The organism is Psychrobacillus sp. MER TA 171, from assembly GCF_023713305.1.
Lineage (GTDB): Bacteria > Bacillota > Bacilli > Bacillales_A > Planococcaceae > Psychrobacillus.
The window spans coordinates 19,275-32,337 of record NZ_JAMAWN010000010.1 but is presented as its reverse complement, the minus strand read 5'-3'; the positions used below and the strand labels follow the sequence as shown (position 1 = coordinate 32,337).

Annotated in this window: 20 protein-coding genes; all 20 read left to right on the top strand. The window is 38.2% G+C overall.

The features are described 5' to 3' along the window. The first annotated feature begins 50 nt into the window (after positions 1 to 50). The 20 genes from M3627_RS10980 (at position 51) to rpsN (ending at position 13,041) form a co-directional block, all read left to right on the top strand. Positions 51 to 740, top strand: a complete 690-nt coding sequence (locus M3627_RS10980; RefSeq protein WP_169359369.1) for a response regulator transcription factor — start codon at positions 51 to 53, stop codon at positions 738 to 740. Beyond that, positions 737 to 1,768 carry a sensor histidine kinase gene (locus M3627_RS10975; protein WP_169359368.1) on the top strand — a complete coding sequence of 344 codons (1,032 nt, stop codon included), beginning with the start codon at positions 737 to 739 and terminating at the stop codon, positions 1,766 to 1,768. The genes M3627_RS10980 and M3627_RS10975 overlap by 4 nt, the downstream gene beginning before the upstream one ends. Before the next feature lie 98 nt (positions 1,769 to 1,866). Next, entirely contained in the window at positions 1,867 to 2,628 is a 762-nt protein-coding gene (locus M3627_RS10970) for an ABC transporter ATP-binding protein (RefSeq protein ID WP_169359367.1), read from the top strand. Continuing rightward, positions 2,618 to 4,597, top strand: a complete 1,980-nt coding sequence (locus M3627_RS10965) for an ABC transporter permease (RefSeq protein ID WP_169359366.1) — start codon at positions 2,618 to 2,620, stop codon at positions 4,595 to 4,597. The genes M3627_RS10970 and M3627_RS10965 overlap by 11 nt, the downstream gene beginning before the upstream one ends. 175 nt (positions 4,598 to 4,772) lie before the next feature. After that, positions 4,773 to 6,089, top strand: coding sequence for a Na+/H+ antiporter family protein (locus M3627_RS10960; RefSeq protein ID WP_169359365.1), 1,317 nt, complete (start codon positions 4,773 to 4,775; stop codon positions 6,087 to 6,089). Positions 6,090 to 6,455: 366 nt separating this feature from the next. Then, the gene (gene rpsJ, locus M3627_RS10955; RefSeq protein ID WP_042478628.1) at positions 6,456 to 6,764 is read left to right on the top strand and encodes a 30S ribosomal protein S10; all 309 of its coding nucleotides are present in this window, start codon (positions 6,456 to 6,458) and stop codon (positions 6,762 to 6,764) included. Between the two features lie 45 nt (positions 6,765 to 6,809). Next, positions 6,810 to 7,439 (top strand): 50S ribosomal protein L3, encoded by a 630-nt coding sequence (gene rplC / locus M3627_RS10950; RefSeq protein ID WP_144540976.1) that lies wholly within the window; start codon positions 6,810 to 6,812, stop codon positions 7,437 to 7,439. Positions 7,440 to 7,465: 26 nt separating this feature from the next. Beyond that, on the top strand, positions 7,466 to 8,089 hold the full coding sequence (gene rplD / locus M3627_RS10945) for a 50S ribosomal protein L4 (RefSeq protein ID WP_169359364.1): 624 nt from the start codon (positions 7,466 to 7,468) through the stop codon (positions 8,087 to 8,089). Continuing rightward, positions 8,089 to 8,373 carry a 50S ribosomal protein L23 gene (rplW, locus tag M3627_RS10940; RefSeq protein ID WP_169359363.1) on the top strand — a complete coding sequence of 95 codons (285 nt, stop codon included), beginning with the start codon at positions 8,089 to 8,091 and terminating at the stop codon, positions 8,371 to 8,373. Before rplD ends, rplW begins: the two co-directional genes overlap by 1 nt. Before the next feature lie 41 nt (positions 8,374 to 8,414). Next, the gene (gene rplB / locus M3627_RS10935) at positions 8,415 to 9,245 is read left to right on the top strand and encodes a 50S ribosomal protein L2 (RefSeq protein ID WP_169359362.1); all 831 of its coding nucleotides are present in this window, start codon (positions 8,415 to 8,417) and stop codon (positions 9,243 to 9,245) included. Positions 9,246 to 9,305: 60 nt separating this feature from the next. Continuing rightward, positions 9,306 to 9,584, top strand: coding sequence for a 30S ribosomal protein S19 (gene rpsS / locus M3627_RS10930; protein WP_090567829.1), 279 nt, complete (start codon positions 9,306 to 9,308; stop codon positions 9,582 to 9,584). A 20-nt stretch (positions 9,585 to 9,604) separates the two neighbouring features. After that, positions 9,605 to 9,949 (top strand): 50S ribosomal protein L22, encoded by a 345-nt coding sequence (gene rplV, locus M3627_RS10925; protein ID WP_144540983.1) that lies wholly within the window; start codon positions 9,605 to 9,607, stop codon positions 9,947 to 9,949. A gap of 3 nt (positions 9,950 to 9,952) precedes the next feature. Beyond that, a complete protein-coding gene (rpsC, locus tag M3627_RS10920) occupies positions 9,953 to 10,609 on the top strand; it encodes a 30S ribosomal protein S3 (protein WP_169359361.1) in 657 nt (218 codons plus the stop codon). A 1-nt stretch (position 10,610) separates the two neighbouring features. Further along, a complete protein-coding gene (gene rplP, locus M3627_RS10915) occupies positions 10,611 to 11,045 on the top strand; it encodes a 50S ribosomal protein L16 (RefSeq protein WP_144540987.1) in 435 nt (144 codons plus the stop codon). After that, positions 11,035 to 11,235 carry a 50S ribosomal protein L29 gene (gene rpmC, locus M3627_RS10910; RefSeq protein WP_053591325.1) on the top strand — a complete coding sequence of 67 codons (201 nt, stop codon included), beginning with the start codon at positions 11,035 to 11,037 and terminating at the stop codon, positions 11,233 to 11,235. Before rplP ends, rpmC begins: the two co-directional genes overlap by 11 nt. 18 nt (positions 11,236 to 11,253) lie before the next feature. Beyond that, a complete protein-coding gene (gene rpsQ, locus M3627_RS10905; protein WP_169359360.1) occupies positions 11,254 to 11,517 on the top strand; it encodes a 30S ribosomal protein S17 in 264 nt (87 codons plus the stop codon). 43 nt (positions 11,518 to 11,560) lie between these two features. Beyond that, positions 11,561 to 11,929, top strand: a complete 369-nt coding sequence (gene rplN, locus M3627_RS10900) for a 50S ribosomal protein L14 (RefSeq protein ID WP_053591327.1) — start codon at positions 11,561 to 11,563, stop codon at positions 11,927 to 11,929. Positions 11,930 to 11,965: 36 nt separating this feature from the next. Beyond that, positions 11,966 to 12,274 carry a 50S ribosomal protein L24 gene (rplX, locus tag M3627_RS10895; RefSeq protein WP_169359359.1) on the top strand — a complete coding sequence of 103 codons (309 nt, stop codon included), beginning with the start codon at positions 11,966 to 11,968 and terminating at the stop codon, positions 12,272 to 12,274. Positions 12,275 to 12,297: 23 nt separating this feature from the next. Then, entirely contained in the window at positions 12,298 to 12,837 is a 540-nt protein-coding gene (gene rplE / locus M3627_RS10890; protein ID WP_169359358.1) for a 50S ribosomal protein L5, read from the top strand. Positions 12,838 to 12,855: 18 nt separating this feature from the next. Continuing rightward, positions 12,856 to 13,041 (top strand): 30S ribosomal protein S14, encoded by a 186-nt coding sequence (rpsN, locus tag M3627_RS10885; protein WP_169359357.1) that lies wholly within the window; start codon positions 12,856 to 12,858, stop codon positions 13,039 to 13,041. Positions 13,042 to 13,063: the final 22 nt, after the last annotated feature.

Here is a 13,063-nt window from a genome sequence, read left to right as displayed (position 1 = left end):
GGTTTTTTTTATGTGTATAATTGTGTACACTGGGTTTAGGAGGTAATTATATGCGAAAAATTATGCTAATAGAAGATGATGTTTCTATATTTAATTTATTAAAGGAAAAATTTCATCTATGGTCATTTGAAGTTATAGGCCCTACTGATTTTCAACAAGTACTTCCTAGTTTTTTAGAACAGAAACCCGAGTTAGTTATGATAGATATACAGCTGCCAGCATATGATGGTTTCCATTGGTGCCGAGAAATTCGAAGACATTCTAAAGTACCTATTATATTTCTTTCCTCACGAGATCACCCAATGGATATGGTCATGGCCATGCAGATGGGGGCGGATGACTTTGTTCAAAAGCCTTTCAATATGGAGGTTTTATTAGCAAAGGTTCAAGCTATTTTAAGAAGAACGTATGATTATGGAGAGGAACAGTCAGATATCGTTCATTGGAATGGTGCAATTATTGATTACTCTAGAAGTACAATTTCCAAAGAGGAACAAGAGGCTGAACTTACAAAGAATGAGTTATTTATCCTTAGAGTATTAGTCCAATCTGTAGATAAAATAGTATCGAGAGATGAACTCATGAGAAAGCTATGGGACGATGAAAAGTTTGTAAATGATAATACTCTTTCTGTAAATGTTAATAGATTGCGGTTAAAGTTAGAACAAATTGGATTAGATGAGGTTATTGTAACGAAGAAGGGATTAGGCTATCTAGCTGTTACTAAGGAGGAGCTATGAGGTTACTGTTATATTATATTAGAGAGCGAATTGCCTGGATTTTATTTTTTGGCTTTTTCCAGCTTTGGCTCAATATTCTCCTGACGGTTGACGTTGCCTTTACCAATACTTCGATTGTGTACTTGAATGGTACCAACCTACTTTTATTTTTAGTATTCTTTTTATGGCGATACTTTAGGGAAACAAAGTTTATAAAAAGTATTTTAAAGATTAATCAGGGTGACCCGACTTTCGATGAGCTTATAGCAAGACTACCAGAAGGACAATCACTTTTTGATAAAATGATTATAGAAGAGGTAGAAGTACTAATTTTAACCGGAAAACAAGAACTGAATGATTCCAATACCAGTTCTCTTGAAGAGAAGGATCAAACTCTTTCCTGGATACATGAGATGAAGACACCGCTAACCAGTATGAAACTAATGATAGACAATGTAGAAGATCCAACACTTAAGAAGCAATTAGAAGTAGAATGGCTTCGACTGCATATGCTCTTAGATCAACAGCTTCATAAAACACGACTTCCTTCAATTGAAAAGGATAATGTAATCGAGGAAGTAACTATACAAAGAGTAGTATTTCAGGAAATTAAAGAGTTGATGCCATGGTGTATACAACGAAATATAGGGTTTGAGGTTAGCGACTTGGAAAACGTCATACTAACAGATCAGAAATGGCTAGCGTTTATTCTAAGGCAGCTAATATCGAATGCAGTGAAATATAGTAATGAAAATAGTGAAATTCGAATTTTTACTTCTACAGATGATTTAGGCCACCTAATCCTTTCTATTCAAGATGAAGGAGTAGGAATCGCGCAATCGGATTTGCCAAGAATTTTTGAAAAGTCTTTTACTGGTAGGGTTGGCCGAGAGAGTGCTGCTTCAACTGGAATGGGTCTATACTTAGCAAAGAATTCCGCTGAAAAGCTAGGGATCAGGATCAACGTTGTTTCTGATATCGGTCAGGGTTCTACCTTCTCCTTACACTTTCCACTACAAAATGAGATGCAACAAATACTAGGTAGGTGACGAAAATGTCATCTACTTTCTTTGATTGTCACCTAAAACGAACGATTTTACTTAAATTAATGGGTAAAATGAAGTTAATAAAAGGTAGGAGGTAGACCATGGTAATTTTAAGAGGTCGCAAGATTAAAAAAGTATTTGGTAAAAAATCTAATACTCAGGAAGTATTAAAGGATATTGACATAGAAGTTCGAGAAGGAGAGTTTGTTGGAATTATGGGACCTTCGGGTTCAGGGAAAACAACGCTATTAAATGTCTTAGCTTCCATTGATAAAGTTACATCTGGATTAATCGAGATTAACAATAATAATCTTCAAAAAATGAAAGAACAGAAGCTTTCCAAATTTAGAAGAGAACAGTTAGGTTTTATCTTTCAGGATTATAATTTGTTGGATACACTAACAGTTAAAGAAAATATTTACCTACCATTATCTGTAGGAAAATCCTCTAAGAGCGAGGGGGAGGAAAAGATAAGGGAGATTACAACTCTGTTAGGAATTGAAGATATTCTAAACAAATATCCTAATGAGATATCTGGTGGACAAAAGCAACGAACATCGGCGGCAAGAGCACTAGTTGGTAATCCTTCAATTGTATTTGCAGACGAGCCCACTGGAGCTTTAGATTCTAAATCGGCTACGGCGTTGTTAAGTAATCTAGAAAAAATAAACAAAGAAAAGAAAGTTACGATTATGATGGTAACGCATGATTCTGTAGCTGCGAGCTTTTGTACACGTGTTCTATTTCTAAAGGACGGTCAAATATACTCGGAGTTGTATAAAGGTGATAAGGATCGCAAGCAATTTTTCCAAGAGATCATGAATACCCAAGGTGTATTAAGTGGTGATGGCTATGACGCTTAATCAATTAGTTCTAAGAAGTATGAGGAAAAATATAAAGAGTTATTATCTTTATGTCTTTGCTTTAGTCTTCAGTGTTTCATTATATTATTCCTTTGTCACATTACAGTATAATCCCGCAATCGTTAATGAAATCGGGACTGGAAGATCAGCAGCTGCATTAGAAACAGCTTCCTATTTATTATTATTTATTGTAACTTTCTTTGTACTCTATGCTAATAAGCTTTTTATGAACAGACGGAGCAAGGAAATAGGCTTGTACCAGCTAGTCGGAATGTCCAAGAGCCTAGTGGCTAGACTAATAGCAATAGAGAACATTATTCTCTGGTTCAGTGCGATTGTCATTGGTGTATTAGTAGGTTTACTTTCCTCCAGAATATTTGTCATGATTCTCTTAAAAATAGTAGAAAAGGATGCATTTGTCGAGCTCACATTTTCTATAGAAGCACTAATGACTACTGTAGTTGTTTTCTCCGTACTATTATTGATAGTTATTCTACAAACTGCAATAAGAATCAAAAGAGTAACTCTGCTAGCTCTCATTACAACTACTGCAGTCGCAGACGAGCGAGTCAAAAAGTTTAATGCCTTTCAGATGTTTTTAGGATTTATAGGGTTGATTTCTATAGGATATGGCTATTATTTATCGACGACACTATTAGATTTGGATAACTTACCATCTGCTAATGTACTGTTATTCAAAATGGTTTCTATCCTTGCTTTAACGATTGGCGGAACCTATTTTGTATTTCGATTCTCGGTAGCATTAATCTTAAATTTTGTAAGAAAAAGTAAAAAAGGTTTACTGTCTATTCAAGATGTATTGTCTTTATCCACAATCATGCACCGAATGAAGGCTAATGCCATGTCTCTGACTACTATTACAGTATTGTCAGCGACTACGCTAGCAATATTAACATTAACCTATATCTCTTACTATTCCACAGATTCAGTAGCAAAAGAGGCAGTACCTTATGATTATATAATGTATGAGGATACTGGCTTCGAATTGGTCGAGGAATTTGATAAAGAAGGTATTCAATATACCAGGTATGATATAGATTTACTAGAGGTTCCAGCAGATGTTCGCCCATTATTAGTCAAGGAGTCTGCATTAAATAAAAATTTATCCACCGAGCTAGGTATACAAGTTGTAAGCCTTAATGCGATTCAAAATAAGCTTCCTAATATTCAATTACAAGAAGGGGAAGGCTATATACTGGGTTATGATAGTTTGAGTGCAGAAAACATAAGAATAGAATCACAAAAACCTATCCAGTTCAATACTTCTACAGGAAAAGAGGAAATATTTATTAAAGAAGCGATGGAAGATCGGTTAGTACCGGATTATCATAATTATGGTTTATTTACAGTTGTAGTGTCCGATTCTTTTTTTCAAAAGCTACTTAATGACCCTCTTACTGTGAATCAAAAAATAGTTGGTATGGATTTGAAGGAAGAAAATCAATTAATAAAGGCGCAAGAAGTGTTTGAAGCCAATAAAGTGTCAGTTGAAATACCTATTCCAGGTAATGACCGAGCAACAAACACAATCAGTGTAGAATCTCAGGAAGATTATCGTATAAAGATGTTAGACTCACTTGGAATGACTATTTTTATAAGTGGATTTTTAGGCTTAGCGTTTTTAATAGCTACGGGTAGTATTCTGTACTTCAAGCAAATGTCTGAGGCAGATGAAGAGAAAGGTACCTATAAAGTTTTACGAAAAATGGGCTTCACTACTAATGAAATTATGAGTGGAATCCGACGTAAACAGCTGTTCAACTTCGGCTTTCCATTAATCATAGGGTTAGCACACAGTTATTTTGCAGTAAAATCGGGGTGGATTTTATTTGGCACCGAGTTGGTAGCTCCCTTATTGATCACGATGGGTATATATATTGTTCTATACTCCATCTTTGCAATTCTTTCTGCAGGGTACTATCGAAAAGTAGTCAAAGCTGCTTTATAAGAAAAAGCTTGATTTCCAATTGGAGGTCAGGCTTTTTTTTATATAGAAGCTAGTGGGCTACTGTAAAATGCTTGGATGTTAACTATTGGCATAGTATATTCTATTGACATTATAGAAAAAAGAATATAAACTTCTATCATATTAGCAATCTAGTGTGTGAAAGTGAGTGTGTAAAATGAATGCAGTACTAATGGCAGTTACAGTTATGTTAGTTCTGAGTCTACTTCGTATAAATGTAGTATTCTCATTGATTATAGGTGCATTGGTAGGAGGCCTCACAGCAGGCTTATCGGTCGCAGAAACGATAGAAGCGTTTACGGGCGGATTAGGTGCTGGAGCTACAATAGCGCTTAGCTACGGGCTTTTAGGAGGCTTTGCGGTGGCTATCTCCAAGACAGGAATACCAGAGCTATTAGTAGCAGCTATTCTTAAGCTTGTAAGAAGAGAAGGGGATTCCCAGAAGACTGGTCTAGCTAAGACATTAATATTCTTGTTATTACTGATGATGGCTATATTCTCGCAAAATTTAATCCCGATTCATATCGCATTTATCCCATTATTAGTTCCGCCAATTTTGAAAGTATTAAATATGCTTCAGATTGACCGTAGATTGATTGCAACTATTTTAGCGTTTGGATTGATTACACCATACATGTTGCTGCCATATGGTTTCGGTGCAATCTACCAAGAGATCGTAGCTACTCAGATGGGTTTATCTGGTCTAGCAATCAATTTAAATGATATTCCTCAAGCAATGGTAATACCAGCCCTAGGAATGGTGGCAGGACTAGTTATGGCGTTTGTATTATATAGAAAGCCAAGACAATACAAACAACAGGAAGTGGATGTAGAAGAATTACAACTGAACGTTAAAGTTAGTAGTGTGATTTTCACTATCATTTCCTTGATTGCTGCCTTGTATGTCCAAATTGCGACTGATTCAATGATAGCTGGGGCTTTAGCTGGTATCACAGTGCTGTATATTACAGGAGCGTTAAAATGGAAGGAAGCGGACCTACTATTAACAGAAGGTATGAGAATGATGGCCTTTGTAGGTTTTGTAATGATTACGGCAAATGGGTTTGCTGCAGTTATTAGTTCAACGGGACACATAGAAAGTCTAGTAGAGACATCTGCACAACTTTTAGAAGGAAACGTAAGCTTGGCTGTTTTAATAATGCTAGTAATTGGTTTAATCGTAACTTTAGGGATTGGTTCTTCTTTTGCTACGATTCCAATTATTGCAGCTATCTTTGTTCCTTTGGCATTAGAGCTGGGGTTAAGTCCTTTAGCCACTATAGCTCTAATAGGAACAGCTGGTGCACTAGGAGATGCTGGATCGCCAGCATCCGACTCCACGCTTGGACCAACTGCTGGGTTAAATGTTGACGGACAGCATAATCACATATGGGATACAGTAGTGCCTACATTTATTTGCTATAATATCCCACTAATCATTTTTAGCTGGTTTGGAATTGTATATATACTATAGAAGAGAGAGCTCCTAAGTGAGCTCTTTTTCTTTTGATGAGAAGAAGTATCAAACTCTTTATAGATGACACTCGTGGACAGGGATTTCTACCATTCATTTCATTTGTATTTTTAGTGATAATTTTATATACTAGAAAACGGCTAAAAAATGTATTGTTTAAATGAATATATATAAAGTTGAAGCATATAAAAAGAATTTGAGAAAAAGACTTGCATATTCTATTTTTATTGGATATAATGTTGAATGTTGGTCTTTGACTGCGATGAAACGAGAGGTTACCGACACACCCGGCCGCTTTGCCATGGCGAGTGTACGGAAAATTTTCGTGGAGAATGTCTAGAAAATAGGCGAAAAGGAGGGAAAATAATGGCAAAACAAAAAATTCGTATTCGTTTAAAAGCGTATGATCACAGAATCCTGGATCAATCTGCTGAGAAAATTGTAGAAACTGCTAAACGTTCAGGTGCAAGTGTATCGGGTCCGATTCCACTTCCGACTGAAAGATCTGTGTATACGATTCTTCGTGCTGTTCATAAGTATAAAGATTCTCGTGAGCAATTCGAAATGCGTACGCATAAACGTCTTATCGATATCGTTAACCCAACACCACAAACTGTTGATGCGTTAATGAAGCTTGACTTACCATCTGGCGTTGATATAGAAATCAAACTTTAATGGTAAAAGATAAAAAACAACAAATTATTATAGGAGGTGTGACGGATGACCAAAGGAATCTTAGGTAGAAAAATCGGTATGACGCAAGTATTTGCTGAGAACGGTGACTTAATCCCTGTAACAGTTATTGAAGCTACTCCAAACGTAGTACTTCAAAAGAAAACTGCTGAGACAGACGGATACGAAGCAATTCAGTTAGGTTTTGAAGATAAGCGCGAAAAGCTTTCTAACAAACCTGCTAAAGGACACGTAGCCAAAGCTAGCACCGCTCCTAAGCGCTTCATCCGCGAATTCCGCGGCTTGGATACAGCTAATTACGAGGTTGGTCAAGAAGTCAACGTAGAAAGTTTTGCAGAAGGCGATGTAATTGATGTAACAGGTATTACTAAAGGTAAAGGTTTCCAAGGTGTTATTAAACGCCACGGACAATCTCGTGGACCAATGGCCCATGGATCTCGTTACCACCGTCGTCCAGGTTCAATGGGGCCAGTTGCTCCGAACCGTGTATTCAAACAAAAGAAATTACCTGGTCAAATGGGTGGGCACACAGTAACAATCCAAAACTTACAAATCGTAAGAGTGGATGCTGAACGTAACCTACTATTAGTAAAAGGTAATGTTCCTGGTTCTCGTAAATCACTAGTAGTTGTTAAGGCTGCTATTAAATCGAAATAATTCTCTGAAGAAAGGAGGAAACAGGAATGACAAAGGTGTCTTTATTCAATCAAGCAGGATCTTCTGTTGGTGAAATCGAGTTAAACGATAAAGTTTTCGGAATTGAACCAAACGAATCTGTGCTATTTGAAGCTATCATTTCTCAACGTGCTTCACTACGTCAAGGTAATCATAAAGTGAAAAATCGTTCTGAAGTAGCTGGTGGTGGTCGTAAACCATGGAAGCAAAAAGGAACAGGTCGTGCTCGTCAAGGTTCGATCCGCTCTCCACAATGGCGTGGTGGTGGTACTGTATTCGGTCCAGTTCCACGTAGCTATAGCTATAAATTACCTAAGAAAGTACGTCGTCTAGCTCTTCTATCAGCTCTTTCATCTAAAGTGCGTGAAGAAAGCATCGTAGTACTTGAAGGTTTAGCATTTGATGCTCCAAAAACAAAAGAATTCGTGAAAGTGTTAACTAACCTTTCAATCAATAAAAAAGCGTTAGTAGTAACTGCTGATTTAGATGAAAACGTAGCATTAGCTGCTCGTAACATCCCTGGAATCACAGTTGTGTCTGCAACAGGCATTAACGTTTTAGATTTAGTTGGTCACGATAAATTAGTGATGACTAAAGCTGCAGTAGAAAAAGTAGAGGAGGTGCTTGGATAATGGAAGCACGTGATATTATTAAACGTCCGGTCATTACCGAGCGTTCTTCTGAAGTAATGGCAGATAAAAAGTACACTTTCGAAGTGGACACTCGCGCTAACAAAACTCAAGTTAAATATGCAGTAGAAGAAATCTTTGGAGTAGATGTTGAAAAAGTTAACATCATGAACTACAAAGGTAAATTCAAACGCGTAGGTAAATTTGGTGGGTTTACTAACAAACGTCGTAAAGCGATTGTTACATTAACTCAAGACAGCAAAGAAATCGAGTTATTCGAAATTTAATCCTTATATAAGGAATTAATAATCAAGAAGGAGGGAATAAAATGGCGATTAGAAAGTATAAACCAACGACAAACGGACGTCGTAACATGACTTCACTTGATTACGCTGAAATCACAACGAACAAGCCTGAGAAATCACTACTTGCTCCTGTTAAGCGTAAAGGCGGCCGTAACAATCAAGGTAAAATTACTGTTCGTCATCATGGTGGTGGACACAAACGCCAATACCGCGTAATTGATTTCAAACGAAACAAAGACGGTATTCCAGCACGTGTTGCTACTATTGAATATGATCCAAACCGTTCTGCAAACATCGCATTAGTAAATTATGCTGATGGGGAAAAACGCTATATCCTAGCTCCTAAAGGCTTAGAAGTGGGAATGACAATCGTGTCAGGACCAGAAGCTGATATTAAAGCAGGTAATGCACTTCCATTGCAAAACATCCCAATGGGTACTACTATCCATAATATCGAAATGAAACCTGGTAAAGGTGGTCAGTTAGTTCGTTCTGCTGGTACATCTGCTCAATTATTAGGTAAAGAAGGTAAGTACGTTATCGTACGTTTACAATCTGGTGAAGTACGTTTAATCCTAGGAGTTTGCCGCGCTACTATCGGTGAAGTAGGAAACGAACAACACGAACTTGTAAACATCGGTAAAGCAGGTCGTAATCGTTGGTTAGGTAAACGCCCAACTGTACGTGGATCTGTAATGAACCCGAACGACCATCCACATGGTGGTGGTGAAGGACGTACTCCAATCGGACGTAAGTCTCCAATGTCTCCATGGGGTAAACCAACTCTTGGATACAAAACTCGTAGCAAGAAAAACAAATCCGACAAACTTATCATTCGTCGTCGTAAAAAATAAAGTGGTTTTACTACGGTTCAAAGAACGAGCCGTGGTGCAATCACGGAGGGAGGTTTCAGCATGGGTCGTAGCTTGAAAAAAGGACCTTTCGCAGACGATCATTTATTGAAAAAGGTCGATGCACAAAAGGATTCTGAGAAAAAACAAGTGATTAAGACTTGGTCTCGCCGTTCAACAATTTTCCCAACTTTTATCGGGTTAACTATCGCTGTATATGACGGACGTAAACATGTTCCTGTATACGTGACTGAGGATATGGTAGGTCATAAACTAGGCGAGTTTGCACCAACACGCGCTTATAAAAGTCATGGTGCAGATGATAAGAAAACAAGACGCTAATTTGAGAGGAGGTCATTCAAATGTCACAAGCAAAAGCTATTGCTAAAACAGTGCGCATTGCTCCTCGTAAGGTAAGATTAGTCGTTGATTTAATCAGAGGTAAGCAAGTTGGCGAGGCAGTTGCAATTTTACAACTTACACCAAAAGCAGCATCACCTGTTGTTGAGAAAGTTTTAAAATCTGCTATTGCGAACGCAGAGCACAATTATGATTTAGATATTAACAACCTAGTTGTTTCTGAAGTATTTGTTGATGAAGGTCCAACACTAAAACGTTTCCGTCCACGTGCGATGGGTCGTGCAAGTGCTATCAACAAACGTACAAGCCACATTACGGTAGTGGTATCTGAGAAGAAGGAGGGATAATTCGTGGGTCAAAAAGTTCATCCAATAGGATTGCGAGTTGGGATCATTCGTGACTGGGAGTCAAGATGGTACGCTGGCAAAGACTATGCAAACTTACTTCATGAAGATTTAAAAATTCGTAAGTACATTGAAACTCGTTTAAAAGATGCTTCTGTTTCTACAGTAGAAATCGAGCGTGCTGCTAAACGTGTAAACATTACAATTCACACTGCGAAACCAGGAATGGTAATCGGTAAAGGTGGTACTGAAGTCGAAGCACTTCGTAAACACTTAAACGATATCACTGGCAAGCGTGTACACATCAACATCGTAGAAATTAAAAGAGCTGACCTTGATGCTAAATTAGTAGCAGAAAGTATCGCACGTCAATTAGAAGGCCGCGTATCTTTCCGTCGTGCTCAAAAACAAGCAATTCAACGCACAATGCGTTCTGGCGCTAAAGGTATTAAAACTCAAGTATCTGGACGCTTAGGCGGAGCAGACATCGCGCGTGCTGAACATTACAGCGAAGGAACTGTACCACTTCATACACTACGTGCAGATATTGATTATGCACATGCTGAAGCTGACACAACTTATGGTAAGTTAGGCGTTAAAGTATGGATCTATCGTGGTGAAGTCCTTCCAGTTAAGAAGAACTCTGAGGAAGGAGGCAAATAATATGTTAATGCCTAAACGCGTTAAATATCGTCGCGAACACCGTGGGAAAATGCGTGGTGAAGCAAAAGGCGGTAAAGAAATAGCTTTCGGTGAATTTGGTTTACAAGCAACTGAAGCTAGCTGGATTACAAGTCGTCAAATTGAATCAGCTCGTATTGCTATGACACGTTACATGAAACGTGGCGGTAAAGTATGGATTAAAATATTCCCGCATAAACCTTATACGAAAAAGCCTCTTGAGGTTCGTATGGGATCCGGTAAAGGTGCTCCTGAAGGTTGGGTAGCAGTCGTTAAACCAGGGAAAATTATGTTTGAAATTGCTGGCGTATCTGAAGAGGTAGCTCGCGAAGCATTGCGCTTAGCGTCTCATAAGCTTCCTATTAAGTGTAAAATAGTTAAACGTCAAGAAATTGGTGGTGAATCTAATGAAAGCTAATGACATCCGTGAACTTACTACTGCAGAAATAGAACAAAAGGTAAAATCACTGAAAGAAGAGCTTTTCAACCTTCGCTTCCAATTGGCGACTGGTCAATTAGAAAACACAGCTCGCATTCGTGAAGTTCGTAAAGCGATTGCACGTATGAAAACTGTAATTCGCGAAAGAGAAATCAGTGCAAACAACTGATAAAGGAGGTTTTCAGGCATGACTGAGCGTAATCAACGCAAAGTATACACTGGCCGTGTAGTTTCTGACAAAATGGATAAAACAATCACTGTTTTAGTTGAAACACATAAAAAACATAAATTATACGGTAAACGTGTTAAATATTCTAAGAAATTTAAGGCTCATGATGAGCAAAACGTAGCCCAAATCGGCGATATCGTCCGTATTATGGAAACTCGTCCGCTATCAGCTACAAAACGTTTCCGTTTATTGGAAGTTGTAGAAAAAGCGGTTATTATCTAATAATAAATTCGGAACTACTAATTTCCGGAGGGAGGTAACCTAAGTGATCCAACAAGAAACTCGTATGAAAGTTGCAGACAACTCAGGTGCACGTGAAGTTTTAACAATAAAAGTACTTGGTGGTACTGGACGTAAAACTGCTAATATCGGCGATATCGTCGTATGTACAGTTAAGAAAGCAACACCAGGTGGCGTTGTCAAGAAGGGTGACGTAGTTAAAGCTGTTATCGTTCGCACTAAAAGCGGCGTACGCCGTAAAGACGGAACTTATATCAAATTTGATGAAAACGCGTGCGTTATTATCAAAGACGATAAAGGACCGCGTGGAACTCGTATTTTCGGACCTGTTGCGCGTGAACTACGTGACAGCAACTTCATGAAAATCGTATCTTTAGCTCCAGAAGTTCTTTAATTATCATGAAAGTGCCAATCAAGGAGGTGCGACAGAATGCATGTTAAAAAAGGCGACAAAGTAATGGTGATCTCAGGTAAAGACAAAGGGAAAACAGGTGTTATCCTAACTGCTTACCCGAAGAAAGACCGTGTTTTAGTTGAAGGTGTAAACATCATCAAAAAACACATTAAGCCCAACCAAGCTAATCCGCAAGGAGGAATTGTAAGCCAAGAGGCTGCAATTCACGTATCGAATGTAATGTTAATCGACCCTAAAACTGGCGAGCCGACTCGCGTAGGTTATAAAGTAGAAGATGGCAAAAAAGTTCGTGTTGCGAAAAAATCTGGTGAAATTATTAAATAAGTAAAGAGAAAGGAGGTACACACATGAACCGCCTAAAAGAAAAGTATCTTAAGGAAGTTTCTCCTGCTCTAATGAGCAAGTTTGAATATAGTTCAGTAATGCAAGTTCCTCAAGTTGATAAAATTGTTATCAACATGGGTGTGGGTGATGCTGTATCTAACACAAAAGCACTTGATGCTGCTGTTGAAGAATTACAAATTATTTCAGGTCAAAAACCTGTAGTTACGAAAGCTAAAAAATCGATCGCTGGATTCCGTCTACGTGAAGGTATGCCAATCGGTGCAAAAGTTACTCTACGTGGTGAGCGTATGTACGACTTTTTGGATAAATTAATCTCTATCTCACTTCCTCGTGTACGTGACTTCCGCGGTGTTTCTAAAAAAGCATTCGACGGTCGCGGTAACTACACTCTAGGAGTAAAAGAGCAATTAATCTTCCCTGAAATCGATTATGATAAAGTTTCGAAAGTACGCGGTATGGACATCGTAATTGTAACAACTGCGAACTCTGACGAAGAAGCTCGTGAGTTATTAACACAGTTCGGTATGCCATTCCAAAAGTAAAATAAGGGAGGCGAAAACGTGGCTAAAAAATCAATGATCGTTAAACAACAACGTACGTCAAAGTTCAAAGTGCAAGAGTACACACGCTGCGAGCGTTGTGGTCGTCCGCACTCTGTATATCGTAAATTTAAGCTTTGCCGTATTTGTTTCCGTGAACTTGCATACAAGGGACAAATTCCTGGCGTTAAAAAAGCAAGCTGGTAATCCCCTATAACTGGGAAGGAGG